13 protein-coding genes, 1 tRNA gene and 1 pseudogene are annotated in these 17,792 nt (G+C 42.7%); 9 read left to right on the forward strand and 6 right to left on the reverse strand.

Translation table 11 applies throughout. From position 1 onward, the window contains the following. Nucleotides 1-45: 45 nt before the first annotated feature. The 6 genes from BW716_RS10810 (at nucleotide 46) to BW716_RS10835 (ending at nucleotide 6,640) form a co-directional block, all read left to right on the forward strand. On the forward strand, nucleotides 46-2,502 hold the full coding sequence (locus BW716_RS10810; protein ID WP_083722556.1) for a TonB-dependent receptor: 2,457 nt from the start codon (nucleotides 46-48) through the stop codon (nucleotides 2,500-2,502). Nucleotides 2,503-2,694: 192 nt separating this feature from the next. Then, nucleotides 2,695-3,591, forward strand: coding sequence for an oxidoreductase (locus tag BW716_RS10815; protein ID WP_083722557.1), 897 nt, complete (start codon nucleotides 2,695-2,697; stop codon nucleotides 3,589-3,591). A 262-nt stretch (nucleotides 3,592-3,853) separates the two neighbouring features. Continuing rightward, nucleotides 3,854-3,925 (forward strand) — tRNA-Met (locus BW716_RS10820). Nucleotides 3,926-4,168: 243 nt separating this feature from the next. Then, nucleotides 4,169-4,744, forward strand: a complete 576-nt coding sequence (locus tag BW716_RS10825; RefSeq protein ID WP_083722558.1) for a Crp/Fnr family transcriptional regulator — start codon at nucleotides 4,169-4,171, stop codon at nucleotides 4,742-4,744. 147 nt (nucleotides 4,745-4,891) lie between these two features. After that, complete coding sequence (locus BW716_RS10830; RefSeq protein WP_083722559.1) at nucleotides 4,892-5,965, forward strand: SDR family oxidoreductase; 1,074 nt, start codon at nucleotides 4,892-4,894, stop codon at nucleotides 5,963-5,965. A 345-nt stretch (nucleotides 5,966-6,310) separates the two neighbouring features. Continuing rightward, a complete protein-coding gene (locus tag BW716_RS10835) occupies nucleotides 6,311-6,640 on the forward strand; it encodes a hypothetical protein (RefSeq protein ID WP_179091083.1) in 330 nt (109 codons plus the stop codon). Nucleotides 6,641-6,695: 55 nt separating this feature from the next. Here BW716_RS10835 and BW716_RS10840 read toward each other — a convergent pair whose 3' ends face one another. Beyond that, nucleotides 6,696-6,920 (reverse strand): ferredoxin, encoded by a 225-nt coding sequence (locus tag BW716_RS10840; protein ID WP_083722560.1) that lies wholly within the window; start codon nucleotides 6,918-6,920, stop codon nucleotides 6,696-6,698. Continuing rightward, entirely contained in the window at nucleotides 6,913-8,142 is a 1,230-nt protein-coding gene (locus BW716_RS10845; RefSeq protein ID WP_083722561.1) for a peptidase U32 family protein, read from the reverse strand. The genes BW716_RS10840 and BW716_RS10845 overlap by 8 nt, the downstream gene beginning before the upstream one ends. 230 nt (nucleotides 8,143-8,372) lie before the next feature. Here BW716_RS10845 and BW716_RS10850 point away from each other — a divergent pair, with 230 nt between their 5' ends. The 3 genes from BW716_RS10850 (at nucleotide 8,373) to BW716_RS10860 (ending at nucleotide 13,171) form a co-directional block, all read left to right on the forward strand. Then, nucleotides 8,373-8,675: a hypothetical protein gene (locus tag BW716_RS10850; protein WP_083722562.1), complete on the forward strand. Its 303-nt coding sequence runs from the start codon at nucleotides 8,373-8,375 to the stop codon at nucleotides 8,673-8,675. Between the two features lie 63 nt (nucleotides 8,676-8,738). After that, nucleotides 8,739-10,793 carry a beta-galactosidase gene (locus BW716_RS10855; protein ID WP_083722563.1) on the forward strand — a complete coding sequence of 685 codons (2,055 nt, stop codon included), beginning with the start codon at nucleotides 8,739-8,741 and terminating at the stop codon, nucleotides 10,791-10,793. Nucleotides 10,794-10,804: 11 nt separating this feature from the next. After that, a complete protein-coding gene (locus BW716_RS10860) occupies nucleotides 10,805-13,171 on the forward strand; it encodes a glycoside hydrolase family 3 N-terminal domain-containing protein (protein WP_083722564.1) in 2,367 nt (788 codons plus the stop codon). Between the two features lie 61 nt (nucleotides 13,172-13,232). On the opposite strand, the gene BW716_RS36120 is transcribed toward BW716_RS10860, so the two are convergent. The 4 genes and pseudogenes from BW716_RS36120 to BW716_RS10875 form a co-directional block, all read right to left on the reverse strand. Further along, nucleotides 13,233-13,364 (reverse strand): PDDEXK nuclease domain-containing protein, encoded by a 132-nt coding sequence (locus BW716_RS36120; RefSeq protein ID WP_143708823.1) that lies wholly within the window; start codon nucleotides 13,362-13,364, stop codon nucleotides 13,233-13,235. After that, nucleotides 13,346-13,750: pseudogene (locus BW716_RS10865) on the reverse strand (DUF1016 N-terminal domain-containing protein); the annotation flags it as partial. The pseudogene BW716_RS10865 and the gene BW716_RS36120, both read right to left, overlap by 19 nt. 489 nt (nucleotides 13,751-14,239) lie before the next feature. Then, entirely contained in the window at nucleotides 14,240-17,062 is a 2,823-nt protein-coding gene (locus BW716_RS10870) for a DUF4135 domain-containing protein (RefSeq protein WP_083722566.1), read from the reverse strand. A gap of 149 nt (nucleotides 17,063-17,211) precedes the next feature. After that, on the reverse strand, nucleotides 17,212-17,568 hold the full coding sequence (locus BW716_RS10875) for a hypothetical protein (RefSeq protein WP_083722567.1): 357 nt from the start codon (nucleotides 17,566-17,568) through the stop codon (nucleotides 17,212-17,214). Nucleotides 17,569-17,792: the final 224 nt, after the last annotated feature.

A 17,792-nucleotide genomic window follows, 5' to 3' on the forward strand; every position in this document is an offset into this window, starting at 1 on the left:
ACGATGCGGCAGATAATATTTTTGTGAGGTTTAATATCTGCCATTATGAAACTCCTCTGCCTCCTTATTTTATTATCTGGAATATTTACTGCTTCGGCACAAAATGCTATTATTAAAGGCAGGATCATCGATGCTCAAAGTCAGTCACCCGTGGAATACGCAAGTGCCGCATTGTATAGCACAATTGATTCTGGCCTGGTAGCAGGCAGTATCAGCAACCCCAGTGGTATATTTAAGATCGGGAAGATTACGCCGGGAAACTACATGCTAAAGATCACCTTCCCTGGCTACGAGCCCCAATACCTAAAAAATATTGTAGCTGGCAATTCGGATATTGACCTGGGCATAATCCGGCTTACACCTTCATCTAAAATGCTCAACGAAGTCGCTATATCCGGACAGAAAATAACCGCATTGAACAAGATCGATAAACAAAGTTATAATGCAGGGCAATTTGAATCTGCTAAAGGAGGCTCTGCTATCGATGTCTTGAAAAACCTGCCATCTGTAACAGTCAATTCACAGGGAGACATCAGTGTGCGGGCTTCTGCAGGTTTTATGGTACTGATTAATGGGAAACCAGTGCTGGCCGATGCACAAACTGTGCTGACACAATTGCCTGCCAACGCCATCGACAATATTGAACTAATCACTGCGCCCTCATCGAAATATGATCCTGATGGTCACGGTGGGATCATCAATATTATGACTAAAAAGGGAGCTAACGACGGGTTCACATTAATTGCCAATGCCCAGGGTGGACTGCCAAGTACCACTGATTATAATAATCTGAAAAAACCGCAACGCTTTAATGGGGATATAACGATCAATTTTAAAAAGAAAAAATGGGATGTTTCGATCGGGGGAAATTATACACGTAACGACAATGAAGGATACCGGGAAGGCAATGCTTACACCAAAAATATTACTGGTAACACAATCACCCGCTTTCCCTCCAATGGTGAGCGAAGCTTTGATCGTTACAACTATGCCGGGCGTACTTCCATAATTTATACTGCTAATACCAATAATGTGATCTCGGCCGGTTTTTACAGTGGAAAAAGATACCAGGCACGCTTAGCAGATCTGCTGTATCATAACAGCACCTCCAACCTTAGCACCGGTGCGCTTATCAACAGCACAACCTACCTTAACTCCAATCTGCAAACCAAAGAGGGTACCTTTAATTTAGGTAACCTTGACTATACCCATATGTTTGCCAATAAATCCAGCTTAACGGCCGGGCTGCAATATGAACATGACAACTTATACGGTGGAACTTTGAACCGCAATCTGAAATACCCCAATACCAATGATACCATCCAATATGTAAACAATCCCTATAAACGTCCGATCAGTGCATACCGGTTTAAACTGGACTATACAATTACTATTGGCCAGGGTAAACTGGAAAGCGGTTACCAGTTCCGGCATGATACCCAGCACGGCGATTTCGACTACTTCGTAACTCCGGCAACCTCGCAACCTGACATTGCTAAGTTTAAAGGCAGCACAGACGCCATCAATGAGATCAACTCGGTTTATAGCCAGTACTCCGGCAAAGCAGGTCAACTGGAATATAATGGAGGTCTGCGTTATGAGTACGCGGCAAGGACAGTTCATTTATCCTATGACGCTCATCCCCACATCCTAAACCTATCCAATTTGTTTCCTGCTGCCAACCTTTTGTATCATTTCAACAAAGCATGGGAACTCAAGACCGGCTATAGTAAGCGGATACAGCGCACCAGCAACCTGGAACTCAATCCGATTCCGGAACGTGAGCACTCCGAAACACTGGAGGCGGGCGATCCTGACCTGTTGCCAGAATTTGTTGACCTCGCTGAACTAGGCGTAAACCACACATTTGATAAAGGCTTATTTTTCAGTACCATTTATTATCAGCATGTTCAGAACCCTATCCAGCGATTAAACAGTGTTTATGCAGATACTATCCTTAACCGCGTTTATACTAATGCCGGTGCTGCCCGCCTTTGGGGGGTGGAGGCCGGATTGAATTTAAACCTTTGTAAATGGTGGACGCTGTATATAGGTGGCAATATGTACAATTATAAAATCCATGGAGTTGCTTCAATCCTCAATGTTCCAGTTACCATTTCTAATAACAAATGGGCTTACTCATTTAATGTGAACACCAATTTCCAGCTTAGCAAGACTTCGGGTATTCAAGCTAATATCAACTACCTGTCCAAAAGACCCACTGCTCAAGGAGAGGACGGAGCGTTCCTTGTACCCAATACTTCGTTTAAAAAGAGTTTGATGAAAGGTCGTCTAACAGTTTCTCTGTTATGGGAGAATATGAATATGGGCTTTCTGGGTGCCAATAAACAGCGTATTACTACTTCGGGGCCTGCATTTTATACCACTACGAATTATATTTCAGAAACCGATGTGTTCCTGATCAATCTGAGTTTTAATTTGAACCGCTTTACAAGCAAACTGAAACTACCGACTAGCGAAACGGGTAACCGGGAATTTTAAGGATAGAAAAACATCCTGACATTGATTGTGTGGGCAATTGAGGAATTAACCAATTACCTTAATATGGTAAGGGTTTACCAGGATTTTAAATGTCAAAGTTGATTAGCATTACTTATATTGTAAAAGGAGGATAAATTTATCCTTGCTTTTGAAGGCGTAAGCATTCATATAAATTTGTAAAATAATGTATGTATGTGGACGAAAAATAATATTCCTGATTTGACCGGTAAAACAGCGATTGTCACAGGAGCTAATACTGGTATCGGTTTTGAAACAGCACTTGCTTTATATGAAAAGGGGGCACATGTAATTCTGGCCTGTAGAGATCTGAATAAGGCGCATCAGGCAATCGCAAAAATAAAGGAATATAGGGGGAACGGAATATTAGAAGCTGTCCAACTTAATTTGGAAAACCTAACGCAGATAAATGAATTCGTTGAGTGGTTTATTCAGAAACATCCGCATTTACACTTGCTAATCAATAATGCAGGGGTTGCTATGCCTCCTGCCTCAAAAACAGAGCAGGGATACGAATTGCAATTTGGCGTAAACTTTCTGGGGCATTTTGCACTTACCGGACTTTTATATGCATCGCTCTTAGCAACACCGGATTCCCGGATAGTTACAGTCAGCAGTAACGGCTATCAAGGTGCAGAAATTGATTTTGATAATTTAAGGTTAGAAAAGGAGTATAATGCAATAAGGGAATATCGACAAAGTAAATTGGCTAATTTGATTTTTTCAGTTGAATTGAGTCGCAGAATAAAAGTAAAAGGCCAGAAGGTTTTATCAATTGCTGCACAACCCGGTGCAAATAATACCGCATTGACCAGGCATTTGAGTGAAGAAGAAATTGCTATTGGTAAAGAGCGACTTGGCGCATTTATGGAACCATGGCAAGGGGCTTTATCATTGCTTTATGCAGCAGTTTCTAATGATGTTGTAAATGGAAATATGTATGAGCCGGAAGAAGGTGGATTACGAGGCTACCCAATTCAAGCCACCATACAAGAGAATGCAATGAATAAACCTGCAGCTATAAAACTTTGGAATTTCGCAGAAAAAGCAACGGGTATTCATTTCCTGTAGTAATAAATGGTATTTGATCTGGCAAACAGCGGGTATTAATCAAAGTGAAAGACGGAATTCGTATTTATTGTTAGGTAGGAGAGTTTAGAATAGCAGTTCGATATTTAATTAATAATAGTGAAAATCTAATACGGATTTGGAGACGCGGTGATAGAAGAAGTGACTTTTACCCCATTTTTTATAAGCATCCGAAGATCTTATCGCCTGAATTTTGAAAATAGATTAGGTAGATGATATTTGTTTACATACATTTGCAACTCATTGTGAGGTAGAGCAGAGGTAGCTCGTCGGGCTCATAACCCGAAGGTCAGAGGTTCGAATCCTCTCCTCGCTACAAATAACGGTCCCGGCTATGCCGGGACTTTTTTTATGCAATTGGATGTAATGCTCAACAAACCCATTACTCCATAAGGATGCACCCTTAATCCGCTATCATTTACCCCCATCACCTTTACAACCGCTGTCTCAATACCCTATTTATTCTGTACTCCGGGAGCTTTTGCTTAACCCTTATCATTCTTCAGGATTTGCAATCTGCTTCGTAAGTTTGTATTAGACCTCCATAAAACACCAGCGAATGTTTAACACACTATTTTTCCATATTGCGGCTAAGATCGTCCTCTCCGACCCGGAAAAAGAAATTATAAAAACATTCTTTACTGCCAGAAAATTCAAGCGTAAGCAATTTTTGTTGCAGGAAGGAGAAACCTGCAAACAATTGAGTTTTATTGCCAAGGGGCTGATCAAGTCTTATAATGTGGATGATAAAGGAGAAGATCATATTAACCTGTTTGGCTGGGAAGGTTGGTGGGTATCTGATTTCCATAGTTTCCTGTCTGCTACGCCTGCACAATTAAATATTGAAGCCATTGAAGACACAGACGTGTTGCAAATTACATTGCCAAATTATGAAGCTATGCTGGTGAAGGTACCTGTGATGGAACGGTATTTTCGTATCTTATATCAGAATAGTATTGTTACTAAAGAGCGCCGGCTTATGAGCTCAATTACGCATACTGCGGAGGAAAAATATCAACATCTTTTACAGCATCATCCTGAAATTATAAAAAGAATTCCTCAGACATTGATTGCCTCCTATCTGGGGCTTGCGCCTGAAACTATTAGCAGGATCAAAAGGAATAAGACTCCATAACGCAAGCCGATGGCACTGCCTGATGCAATCTATTCATCGCTGGATATTTTTGCATAAAACACCTTCACAGAGCACCCACATTTTTCTTGACACAGATCAACCCTCGTCTTCTCAGGACAGGATAATTTTGCAATAAAACCAATTGATATGAGTCAGGATAAAATAGCACTTGTAGTAGGCGCCAGTGGTATTGCAGGAGGGAATCTATCTGCATTGCTGATTGAAAAAGGATGGACCACTTATGGGCTTTCCAGATCACCCAAAGCTGATGTAAAAGGATTGATACCTGTTGCGGCGGATCTGCTGGATATAACTTCATTGGAGGCTGCACTGAAGGATGTAACCCCCAGTCATGTGTTTTTCACTACCTGGATGCGTAATGATACAGAAGCTGAAAATATACGGGTGAATAGCGCACTGGTGCGTAACTTATTACAGGTGTTATCGCCACGTAAATCTGTGCGTCATGTAGGGTTGGTGACTGGTTTAAAACATTATCTGGGGCCTTTTGATGCTTATTTAAAAGCGGGCGTTTTGCCATTGACACCGGTCAATGAGGAACACCCAAGATTGCCGCTGGACAACTTTTATTACAGCCAGGAAGATGAAGTGTATGCTGCCGCAGCAAGAGATGGATTTAATTGGAGCATTCACCGCCCGCATACGATTATTGGTAAAGCTGTGGGCAATGCCATGAATATGGGAAGTACGCTGGCTGTGTATGCCAGTATCTGTAAGCAGGAAGGATTACCGTTTATATGGCCAGGTTCTGCTGCCCAATGGAATGGAATTTCTGATATGACAGATGCCCGTATTCTCGCAGAGCAGATTCTCTGGGCAGGTACGACACCGGAGGCAGAAAATGAGGCGTTTAATGTGACGAATGGAGATGTGTTTAGATGGAGCTGGATGTGGGGTGAAATAGCAAAGTATTTTGGTGTTGAGGCAGTAGGATTTGATGGCGAAATTCATCCGCTGGAAGAAAGATTGAAAGCATATGAAGGCATATGGGAAAATATTGCTAAGGAACATGGGTTAACGCAAACTGAAATGGGGAAGGTCGCTTCTGCATGGCATACGGATCTGGATTTGGGAAGGCCGATTGAGGTGATGACGGATATGTCTAAGAGTAGAAAGTTAGGATTTACAACATATAAGAGCACGAGGGATTCATTCTTTGAATTGTTTGATCAGTTGAGAAAAGACAGGATTATTCCCTGATAAAAGAAGGCTGATTTTTAAAGACAAAAGAGGGCCACTTTTTAAAGATAAAAGAGACATGGTGTAAAGGCTGGATACTAAAAAAATATGAATGATCTCATTTTTAATAAAATTACTTTTGTTCTGAATTTCGCATGATTGAATTCTGTCATTTGAATTCACATGATTGCAGATGGCTAAGTTCAAATGACTGAATCCAAATGAAAACTACTCAAATTAAACACCACTCATGTTACCTGATCTTATTGCCGAAAAACTAACTGTGATTTTTTGCGGGATCAATCCAGGTTTAAAATCTGCTGAGGAAGGAATCACTTCTCCGGACGAAGTAATCGTTTTTGGAAAGTGTTGCATCAGGCAGGTTTTACACCACATGAAATAGCACCAATAAACGACAAAACGATTGTTAGTTTTGGTTATGGCCTTACTACTGCTGTAGCAAGAGCCACCAACCGTGCAGATGAGTTGAAAAAAGAGGAATTTGAGAATGCTATTGAAGCATTCAAAACTAAGATGACCTTGTACAATCCGAAATATATTGCCTTCCTTCTTTTCAGCCAGATCCATCCTCCATCAATTATGCAATCAGACATGCTCCCATTATCAATGATAAAGGGGTGTATAAATATAATCCGGCTGGCAGGGAGATCAGGGTGTATACTTCGCTGGATATAGGATTGATGATGAACGATTTTTATAGTAAGTTAAAGAATGTGCATTAGCACTCTCTTTAACTTACTGTCTTTATTATCTTCACCGGACAAGCTGCTGCCACTCCCTTCGCCTCCTGCAATAGCAAATTATTTACCAACAACACATCCGTCTCCCGCTTCTCCTCCGCTCCCAATAACACTGCCTTGCCATCTTTACGGCTCATCCTCCACAATTCCGGTTGCATCTCAAAACAAATACCGCAACCAATACATTTATCTCTATAATGTATAATCTTAGGCATTTATCAGTTTATATAATTTATCTGTTGCTGTCACCTTATGAGGAAACGGAAACGTTATGCTATCACCTTTTACCGCCTTGTCCTTTTTCTCTCCATTCACCAGCACTGTATCAAAACTGATCTTCTCCATCCCAAAGGCATTACCTGTTAATAACAATTCATCGCCCTGCTGTATGGTGCCTTTCTCTATAAAGAACTCCCCTACTTTGATCTGCGGATAGAAACGTACGCCTTTACCTGCATAGATCTTTTTCTCTGTTGCAATGGAATCCGGCTTGTTTGTCCACTGCCCCATTTCTCTGCCCAGGTAGTATCCTTCCCAGAACCCACGGTTATAGACGGTGGATAAGCGTGTCATCCAGTCTTCGATCTTTGCTGCATTGTAAGTACCTTGTTGTATAGCAGTAATCGCTTCACGATAACAGGTGGTGACGGTATGTACATAATCCGCCCCTTTGCTACGACCTTCTATTTTTAGTACTGTTACGCCGGATTGTAATACTTCATCCAGGATATTGATGGTACAGAGATCCTGTGGAGACATGATGTATTCATTATCTATCTCCAATGATTCTCCTGTTTCTGCATCTGACACTTTATACTTGCGGCGGCAGTTTTGTAAACAGGCACCACGATTTGCAGAAGCATTTTTGCTGTGCAAACTCAGATAGCATTTCCCTGAAACCGCCATACACAGCGCACCATGTACAAAGATCTCAATCTTTACCAGTTCGCCGTTAGGCCCCTTGATCTGTTTGCGTTTGATCTCGTTGCAGATAAAAGCAATTTGCTTCAGCGTTAATTCACGCGCTAATACAATCGTATCCGCAAAGCGTGCGAAGAACTGCACGGATTCCAGGTTACTCACATTCGCCTGTGTGGAAATGTGTAAAGGAATACCCATCACTGCGCATGACTGTATCACAGCAAAGTCAGACGCTATCACCGCATCCACATTGTTTTCTTTCACCGCTTTCAATACCGCCTGTAACAATTGCATGTCATATTCATACATCACCGTGTTCAGCGTGAGATAACATTTTACCCCTGCCGCATGGCAACGTTCACTTACTTCTGCAATATCACTGATGGTAAATCCGCCGGAGGAACGGCTGCGCATGTTGAGTTGTTCTACTCCAAAATAAATGGCGTCTGCACCGGCATTAATAGCAGCCTGCATAGCCTCGAACGAGCCTGCAGGCGATAATAGTTCTGTGTCCATATGTGTGTATCCCGTTGGCATGACGGGCTTGCAAAGTTACTTTTTCCGATCAACGCAGTTCCTGACGAAGATCAGCGCCTACTGCCAACCACACTGACGAAGATCAGTCCCAAATATTAAGAAGAATTTGTGGTTTTCCTAAAATGCCTTATTATTGCTTCTGTGTGAAGCGTAACGCTGCACTATATGTTAACAATGCCCACTTTATTTGAAAATCAATCTATTCCGTTATGAAATATCCAAATTCAGTGATGATTTCCACTTTTACCCCTCAGGTGGAAGCCCAGGACAATGAAAAGAAAGATTCAATACCTGCCGCAAAAACTGCAATGAACAAAACTGAAGGAGATAGGAACGTCATGTTGAACGCTGCCAACAATACTGGTCCCCGTGATGTGAATACCGGGTTGCCAGCTACCGTAGTTGGAATTACCATCCAGGAAAATAACCTGCCCGTTGTCTATTTTTACTGGCCAGAATTGCCTAACCGCACCTGGCGACAATGCGTGCGCCTCGGTGCTACAATTCTTTGATGACGGGTTCTTATATCCGCCCATTCACGCTGGAAGCGTCACTCAATTTTAAATTCTGATGTTATGAAAAAACTATTGTTAACTGCATGTTGCATTTCTGCCCTCACTTCTTTTGCACAGGTGAAGGATCATTTGCTCTACGGCGTAGCGTATTATGATGAATATATGCCTTACGACCGCCTGGATAAGGATATTGCTATGATGAAAGCCGCGCATATCAACGTGGTGCGTATAGCAGAATCGACCTGGGCCACTGAAGAACCGTCTGATAGTGTGTACAACTTCACACATATCGACAGGGTACTGAATGCTATGCACAAAGCCGGTATCAGTGTGATTGTGGGTACACCTACCTATGCCGTACCTGCATGGCTGGCAAAGAAGTATCCCGATGTACTGGCCACGACTCCTTATGGTCAGAATCAATTCGGTCCAAGGCAGAATATGGATATTACCAATCCACATTACCGGTATTATGCTGAGCGCATTATCAGGAAGATCATGGAGCATGTGAAAGATCATCCTGCCATCATTGGCTACCAGGTCGATAATGAAACAAAAGCTTACAATACCGCAGGACCTCATGTGCAAAAGGCCTTTGTAGAATATCTGCAAAAGAAGTTCATCACTTTGGATAGTGTGAACAATGCATTTGGATTGAACTATTGGAGTAACCGTATCAGCACATGGGATGATTTTCCTTCTGTGAACGGTTCTGTAAATGCCAGTGTGAAAGCAGAGTTCGCGAAATTTCAGCGACAACTGGTCACGGAGTTTCTGGCATGGCAGGCAAAGATCGTGAGGGAATACAAACGTCCGGAGCAGTTTATCACACAGAACTTTGACCTGAGCTGGAAAGGTTATTCTTATGGTATTCAGGACGAGGTAGATCACTTTGCCGCAGCCAAAGCACTCGACGTTGCTGGCATTGATATATATCATCCCAGTCAGAACCAGTTGACCGGTGCAGAGATTTCTTTAGGTGGTGATCTGGCCCGGTCTATGAAAGGTGGGCAGAATTATCTCGTGATAGAAACAGAAGCACAGGGTTTTGCCAACTGGACACCTTATCCAGGTCAGTTAAGATTACAGGCTTTTAGTCATCTTGCCAGTGGCGCGGATATGGTGAGTTACTGGCACTGGGCTTCTATTCATAATAGTGCGGAGACCTACTGGAAAGGATTGTTGAGTCACGACTTTGCACCTAATCCTACTTATAATGAAGCCATCACGATCGGGGCTGATTTTGATAGACTGAGTAAAGACCTGCTGCATCTTAGCAAAAAGAATGAAGTGGCCATATTTTTCAGTAATGAAGCTAATACCGCTTTTAATGCCTTCAGCTTTGGTTGGGGGGCACCCGAAAAATACAATGATATCATGCGACCATTTTATGATGCACTCTATCGTATGAATATTGGTGTTGATTTCATCGACCCTTCCAGCAATAACCTTGATCAGTATAAAATGATTGTGGTGCCAGCTTTGTACGCAGCTTCTGATAGCCTTTTACAGCGACTCAATAAATATGTTGGGAATGGTGGTCACATCGTCTATACTTTCAAAAGCGGTTTCTCCAATGAGAATGTACAGGTGCGTTATACACCACAACCGGGTGGCATCAATGCGGTAACTGGTAATTACTACAGCCAGTTTGTAGTACCTGAACATGTAGGTTTGAAGGGTGACCCATTTGGTGCAAAAGACAATGAGATCAAATACTGGATGGAGTTAGTGACACCTACTACTGCCAAAGTACTCGCGTATTACGACCATGCACAATGGGGGCAATATGCCGCTGTGACACGTAACCAATATGGTAAAGGTACGGCAACTTATATCGCATTTATGCCAGGAAATGCACTCTGTGAAAAGATTATGGAGAATTGTGCACAGGATGCCGGAATCACACATCAATTACATTTCCCACTCATTACAAAAACAGGTAAGAACCCAGCCGGCCGCATCATCCATTATTTGTTTAATTATTCAGACACACCACAAACATTGACTTATCCTTTTGAAACAGGCAAAGAACTGTTGTCAGGAAAAGCAGTGAATCAAAAAAGCACCCTGACCTTAGCGCCATGGGATGTGAAAATTATTGAAAACAATTAAATCATTGATATATGAAAAAAATCTTACTGACTGGTGCCGTGGCATTGCTGGCTATTAGCTGGAAACCTGCCCCACCAGTCATTACAATTGACGGGTATACCTTCAGGGATTTAAATGGCAATGGAAAGCTGGACAGGTATGAAGATGAACGGTTGTCGATCAATGACAGGATAGATGATCTGATCAGCAAGATGACGGATGACGAAAAAGCAAGTATGTTAATAGGCACGGGTATGCCGGGATTCGATGGCCTCACTCCTGTAGCAGGTGCGATTGAAGGAAAGGTGCCTGGTGCTGCTGGTGGTACTTACGCCATTCCAAGACTGGGTATTCCTGGGGTGATTGTAGCCGATGGTCCTGCTGGTCTGCGTATCAAGCCTATCCGGGAGAATACAAAAGCTACTTTCTATTGTACTGCATTCCCGGTAGGTACTGCCCTGGCTTCTACCTGGAACACACCTTTGTTGGAGGAAGTCGGCAAAGCAATGGGACAGGAAGTGAAGGAATATGGGGTAGATGCATTACTGGCACCTGCTTTGAACATCATGCGTAACCCGCTGTGTGGACGCAACTTCGAATATTATTCTGAAGATCCTTTGATTGCAGGTAAGATGGCGGCTGCTATTGTGAATGGGGTACAATCCAATGGTGTGGGTACCTCTATTAAACACTATGCGGCAAACAACCAGGAGACGAATCGCCTTTCTATCAATGAACACATCGATGAAAGAACCATGCGCGAAATCTACCTGAGAGGTTTTGAAATCGCTGTGAAGGAATCTCAACCCTGGACAGTGATGTCTTCTTACAACCTGATCAATGGTACTTATACCTCTGCAAGAAAAGATCTGTTGACCGACATCCTACGCGATGAATGGGGCTTTAAAGGGCTTGTGATGACTGACTGGTTTGGTGGTTATGCAGGTTTTAGCGCACTCAAAGCTGGCACCAGCAATGTAGTACAACAGCTCTCTGCCGGCAATGACCTGCTGATGCCGGGTTTGCCAGCACAGAAACAAGCGATCCTCGATGCGATGAAGAGTGGTAGTCTCACGAAAGAAGTAGTAGATACCGACCTGAGAAGGATCCTCACTTTTGTACTCCGCTCCCCGGCTATGGCGAAATATGCCTACAGCAATAAACCTGCTCTGAAAGCACACGCAGCCATCACCCGTCAGGCTGCAGCAGAAGGGATGATCCTGTTAAAGAATGACAAGCAGTTGCTACCTTATACCAATAAGACAAAAGAGATTGCTGCATTTGGGGTTACTTCTTACAACTTCATAGCAGGGGGTACCGGTAGTGGTGATGTGAATGAAGCGTACACCGTATCACTAATAGAAGGACTTAGCAATGCCGGTTATAAAGTGGACCAGGAGCTGAAGCAACTGTATGTTCCTTTTGTAAAGAATGCGAACTACCAGGATTCTCTCCGCAAGGTAAAAGATGGTTTGCTGGCACTGCCACAACGTATGAAAGAGATGAATGTGGAGAAAGCCCTCATTGATAAGAAAGCAACTACCGATGCTCTGGCTATCATCACCATTGGCCGTAACTCCGGCGAAGGTGGCGACAGAAAAGTAGATGAGGACTTCAACCTGGCTGCAGATGAAGTAGCGCTGATCGAAAATGTGACCACTGCCTTCCATGCAAAAGGAAAGAAAGTAGTAGTGATCCTGAACATCGGCGGTGTAATTGAAACTGCGAGCTGGAAAGATAAACCAGATGCTATTTTACTGAGCTGGCAACCAGGTCAGGAAGGTGGTAACTCTGTAGCAGACATCTTCAGCGGAATGGTAAACCCAAGTGGCCGACTGACCATGACGTTCCCTGTGAAGTATGATGAGACGCCTTCTGCAAAGAACTGGCTCGGTACTCCTGCTGACAATCCTACTGACGTAACTTACGAAGAAGGTATTTATGTGGGTTACCGTTATTTTAATACTAAGCACATCAAGGTGTCTTATCCATTTGGCTATGGAGGCTCTTATACGACTTTTGCTTATAGCGATCTGAAAGTGGATAAAGATAAACTGACCGCCACCGTGACAGTGAAGAACACTGGCAAGGTAGCAGGTAAGGAGGTGGTGCAGCTCTACCTGTCCGCACCTCATAACAGTATTGACAAACCCAGCGAAGAACTGAAGGCTTTTGCCAAGACGAAAGTCCTGAAACCCGGTGAAAGTGAAGTCGTGACATTACAATTACAGGCAAGAGACCTGGCTTCCTTTATAGAAGCACAGCAAGCCTGGGTTGCGGAATCGGGAAAATATACAGTGAAGGTGGGTAGCTCTTCATTGGACATTCACCAGCAAACCGATTTCACGCTGGATGACGAGCTGATAGTAGAAAAGGTCCACAAAGCATTTGAAAAATAAGTGGATAGCCTTCAGGATTTTCCAAATTGTGCAGCAACCTGCTGCGCAATTTGGAAGTGTGTTAGTTTAATTCGTTTTCTAAGTCTGAGATGTCTGGTAATTGAGATTTGAGTTCTTCCGGGATGGCTTTGGCGAGTTGGTATTCGGCTACGCCGATGGGGTGGCCGATGCCTTTTAAGGCATATTCAGCCATGACTTCGTTTTTGCCTTTGCAGAGGAGCAAAAGTATCTTCCTCTAATTGCGCAACAACCTGTTGCGTAATTACAATTAATTGTTTTTTCAATTAATTGTAATTTTTCATTCCAATCGTAAGTGAAGGATTTTCCATTGCTCAGTTCTTCCTCCAATTGGTTATATGTTTGCAGCATTGTTATTGGATATGCCTCAGCAAATTGCTTCATATACAACAGGTTCCAGGAAGAAAAACCTTTGACCGATGGAAACGCTTTTTTCAAATCAGCTGCAAGGAGAGAAATTATTTTAGCCCCCCAACCTTGTTCATGTTGGTGCTTAAGAATGTAATTCCCCATTTCCCAATAAAGGAACAGCATATGTTTATTGGCTGCAATAACTGTCTTTAATTGGGCTTGTTAGACTTTTTTCTTGATCTCATTTAATACAGTAACGTATTCATTCATAAAACAAACAATTTTAGTTGGTCTTTAATCACTTACTTATTGCAGAGATCGGAGTTTAGTGACAACTGTTTTTTATGACATTTAGCCTTGAAACCTGCGATATTACTGTGATAGACTGTAATTCAAAAAGATATTGATTATCATGTTTTTGAAATGAAATCAGCAGAAGAATCGAAACAAAAAATGAATCAATTGTGTTTAAACTTGGTGAGTTCATCCTCTATGTAAGTTCAGCAGAAGAAGATATAGCACGCCTAAAAGTAGCGTATGAAAGCATACCCGATCATGAAAAAAGACATGTAGAAGGTATGGATGATAAAGATCATCATATACGTTCGATCCCTTATAAAAAAAGCTGATTACGCGATTCAAATCAAATCATATCTGGATGCGCAGCCAAATATCATTTATGGCAAAACCTGATCACCCCTATCCAAACCATAGCATTGACTGTACCTTGTCAGGATGCGCAGCCCGCATCATGGCAAAAGCCAACCCTGCACTACCTGTGAATAATGCAGGCATTAAATTGGAATAATGACTATCAGGTGTATGTGAAGTGATCAAACGATTCGCCTGCGATATATGTGATTGCAATTTTTCGGAAGGATAATATTCATTGATCTTCAATAAAGTATCTAACGCCCCGGCTGTGCCACAACATAGGCCAGGTGCCGATTCATGCAGGATGTCGGTATGTGAGGCACACAATGCATGTTGGGAATAGTCATCGATAAATGGCGTACCTATTGCCTGTGATACCGCCAGTCTGGAAAGTAACCCACCACTCCGGCCATTACACCATGTCCAGGTTGTTTTCTGCTCTTCCTGTAAGAAAGCTACACGTGCATCTATCCAACCACTTTCTGTCGTATCCCAGAATGAATTATCGTATTCCATAGCACCCAGCAGTACATTTTTTGCTTTTGCGTCACCAGATAATTCATACCAGCGAGCCAGTGCCATAGCCATTCCGGAGGTGCCGTGACTGATGTTGGGAAGAGAGTGTCCATCTAATACTTTCCAACAGGTACCTCTTTCATGAGAGACAGATCGGGTGATGAGTGTTTGCGCAGTTTCTTCTATGATTGTTTCCAGCAAAGAATCTGGCTGTCTTTTGTACAAGGCGATCATAGCTAATAAAAATCCGGCACGACCGTGTAGTATTTCATCCAGCTCTTCTTTTGCAAATATCTCTTTGTAGTGTTTGATGGCAATTGATTTTGCCAGTTGTATATTTTCAGGTGTATTGGTCGCTTCTGCAATCCTGATCATGCCATAGATAACCCCGCCAAGACCTCTTGCCAGGCCCCCTCCTCTGTTTACACTGATTGGATTTGAAAGCGGACGAATCGCTTGCAGCGCAAGCTCCATCCAGGATGTATTGTTAGCCAGTTTCCCTGCTTCTGCGATAGCCACGGCTGTGCCTAGTACGCCATCATACAGCGCTTCCGGGTCAGAATGCACCATGGTACAGCCATAACCTGGTGCATAAGCTGTATAAGCCCAGGATGGAATACCATCTTTCCAGATCGTCGCATTTACGATCGACTCAATAATGCCAAATGCGGGTTGTCCCTTTAGTGACTGTTCTGAGATCTTTTCTTTGATAGTAACGACCTGTAGTTCCAGTTCTTTTTCGTTGATGCGCTCAAAACGCTGCTTTGCCATTTCTATGGGAGAAAAGAGCAAATTGGTATCATAAGCACTTGTACCACCTGCAAGGACATCAAAGCGGGGGATGTCTCCATTTAAAATACCTGCAGTTTCATGTAATTCAATGTTATCAATCGCATCGAGTCTTAACTGTCCCAGGATCCTTAAATCGTCGATGATCTTTTGTCTGCGCAGCTCGTATGATCTCAATAATTGTATACTGATGCTGCGGATAAATACTACGCCATATTGTACTGTGGGGCGCAATAACAGCCGTAAATTCAGGTGACGCAACTGGTCCAGCATCTTATCTTTATATAAGATCTCCTGTCTGTGTTTTAAAAGAAACTGATGTGCGGTACGGAACCCCTTTTCTATTTCGGGTAAATATTCTTTGGGTAATTGTGGTGCTCCATTCAATGAAGGCAGGTTAGGAATGGTCGATGCCGTAAACCATTTCTCCAATAATTGTAGATTGTCCGATCCCCTTCCACAAAATACAAATTCCTTCATCGGCTCACTACCAAAGGCATGCAGGGCACCTGCTATAAACTCTACATGCTTATTCCCATCTTTATCCAGCTGACTCAAAATAGTATGTGGTAACATCCCAATATCCATCACCGATTCACTCGATTCTATATTTTCCAGCGATATATTGCGATCCAGTTGTAATCGTTTCTCTCCTGTTTCAGAGTTGGCTAACAGGCACCTGAATAATGGTTCTGCATCTATCACGACAGGACTATCGCCTTGTACAATGATATTTTCGTGGTGCAGATCATATGTACCAAAAGCATGTGCTACCGCCAGTATGGCGCCATATTTTTCATAACAGTCAGCTACCTGTTTCGGATCATGACAGGTCGTAGGTGCTACAAATTCCATAAACCCATAGCCCGCGAAATTTAATACGCCGGGTAAAAAGAAATCATAATGAAGCCCCTTCTCCATCAGGTAATCCAATATATAATTCCATCCATATTCACCATCCAGTGAACGGGGCTTATACACCATCTTTACCTCTCCGAATTCCAGTATCGCTGCCGTTCTTCCCTGATCATGCGGATCAGAAATTCCGAAACTGATGGCTGTTAATTTATGTAAAGCAGGGATGCCATCTTTACCATGCAACTGTATCCTGTCGAAGAGTTCTTCAATAACTGTCAGCCAGTTTTGTTGTGCGAGTGTAAGCAGGCGGGTTAACTCCGGATAGTTTTCATTGCCGGAAAATAAGTTTTGTTCACTTTCCCATATTATATATTCATCCAGTTTTTCTCTGGATGCATCGGGTTCACAATCGCCAGGAGCTGTGTTTTTCGGTCTCCAGAACGGATATACAGACAGGAAGAAACTGGAATAGCGTTGAATAAGCAGGTTGTTTGTCAACCGGGCAATTATCTTACCATACCAATCTGTCAGATCTTGCAAAACACGGGGCTGGATATTAATTCCTTTTGACTGTAGCCGTACTTGTAATAAGGCACCTGCCTGCTGGCAGAAGGGATCAGTTAATTCAGGTATAACGGGTTCACTATTGATACGGGATGCCAGGCTGATATCGTACACCGCCTTTTGTTCAAGAACAGCACTCATAGTTGTGGTTTTCGGATAAGTGGGAAAGTAGATATTGTCTTAAAAATAACTTTACCGGGTTTGAATGGGGAACCTGATGGAGAAAAATTTCAATGAAGAAATTTTCAGATCCATCAGGTTACTCCTAAAGATAACTTCTTGTAATAGTGTTATGCACAAGTCAGTGATGCCAGTGAGCCTGCACAGATAGGGGTAGTAGCAGTACAGGTCGTACACCAGGTAGTGCCGCTACTGCTTGCTGCTGCTGATTTCAGAGATGCTTCTGACAGATCATTACCCCGGAAAGGAGGAATGCTGATGTTGTAAGAGCTTGGAGTATCCTGTACTACATTGATCTTTACATCAGATGGTACGTCAATGCCATGTGATTTTAATACACCAGCAGGATCTGCAATGAATTTTTTTCTGAAGTCTTCATCGATGCCGCATTCGATGCGAATTGTATCAAGGGCGGATAGTGGAGCTGTCTTGCTCCATTTGCTAGCTTTTAGGTTTGCTGTGCTCATGTTGAGATTGTTTTTATGTGAATACAACAAAAGAACAGGGGTGAAACCAGATTGTTTGAAAAGACATATTTATGTGGTATGTGACCCCATTTTTATGTGAGAAATTGAATTTGCATTTCCCCCGCTTTCCTACCCCTTTCACATACCCTACTTTTACATCATCAGCGTAGGCTTTTTGTCCATTAAGACCAAAAATGACACCTTTTCCCTCCCTAAACCATGAA

Origin of the sequence: [Flexibacter] sp. ATCC 35208 (genome assembly GCF_001975825.1) — a bacterium.
In the GTDB taxonomy this organism is placed as follows: Bacteria; Bacteroidota; Bacteroidia; order Chitinophagales; family Chitinophagaceae; genus Chitinophaga.

Bases quoted from the DNA above. Each gene is read 5' to 3' on its own strand.
- BW716_RS10810 (WP_083722556.1), top strand. From the start codon at position 46: ATGAAACTCCTCTGCCTCCTTATTTTATTATCTGGAATATTTACTGCT.
- BW716_RS10815 (WP_083722557.1), top strand. From the start codon at position 2,695: ATGTGGACGAAAAATAATATTCCTGATTTGACCGGTAAAACAGCGATT.
- BW716_RS10825 (WP_083722558.1), top strand. From the start codon at position 4,169: ATGTTTAACACACTATTTTTCCATATTGCGGCTAAGATCGTCCTCTCC.
- BW716_RS10830 (WP_083722559.1), top strand. From the start codon at position 4,892: ATGAGTCAGGATAAAATAGCACTTGTAGTAGGCGCCAGTGGTATTGCA.
- BW716_RS10840 (WP_083722560.1), bottom strand. From the start codon at position 6,920: ATGCCTAAGATTATACATTATAGAGATAAATGTATTGGTTGCGGTATT.
- BW716_RS10845 (WP_083722561.1), bottom strand. From the start codon at position 8,142: ATGGACACAGAACTATTATCGCCTGCAGGCTCGTTCGAGGCTATGCAG.
- BW716_RS10850 (WP_083722562.1), top strand. From the start codon at position 8,373: ATGAAATATCCAAATTCAGTGATGATTTCCACTTTTACCCCTCAGGTG.
- BW716_RS10855 (WP_083722563.1), top strand. From the start codon at position 8,739: ATGAAAAAACTATTGTTAACTGCATGTTGCATTTCTGCCCTCACTTCT.
- BW716_RS10860 (WP_083722564.1), top strand. From the start codon at position 10,805: ATGAAAAAAATCTTACTGACTGGTGCCGTGGCATTGCTGGCTATTAGC.
- BW716_RS36120 (WP_143708823.1), bottom strand. From the start codon at position 13,364: ATGGCTGAATATGCCTTAAAAGGCATCGGCCACCCCATCGGCGTAGCC.
- BW716_RS10870 (WP_083722566.1), bottom strand. From the start codon at position 17,062: ATGAGTGCTGTTCTTGAACAAAAGGCGGTGTACGATATCAGCCTGGCA.
- BW716_RS10875 (WP_083722567.1), bottom strand. From the start codon at position 17,568: ATGAGCACAGCAAACCTAAAAGCTAGCAAATGGAGCAAGACAGCTCCA.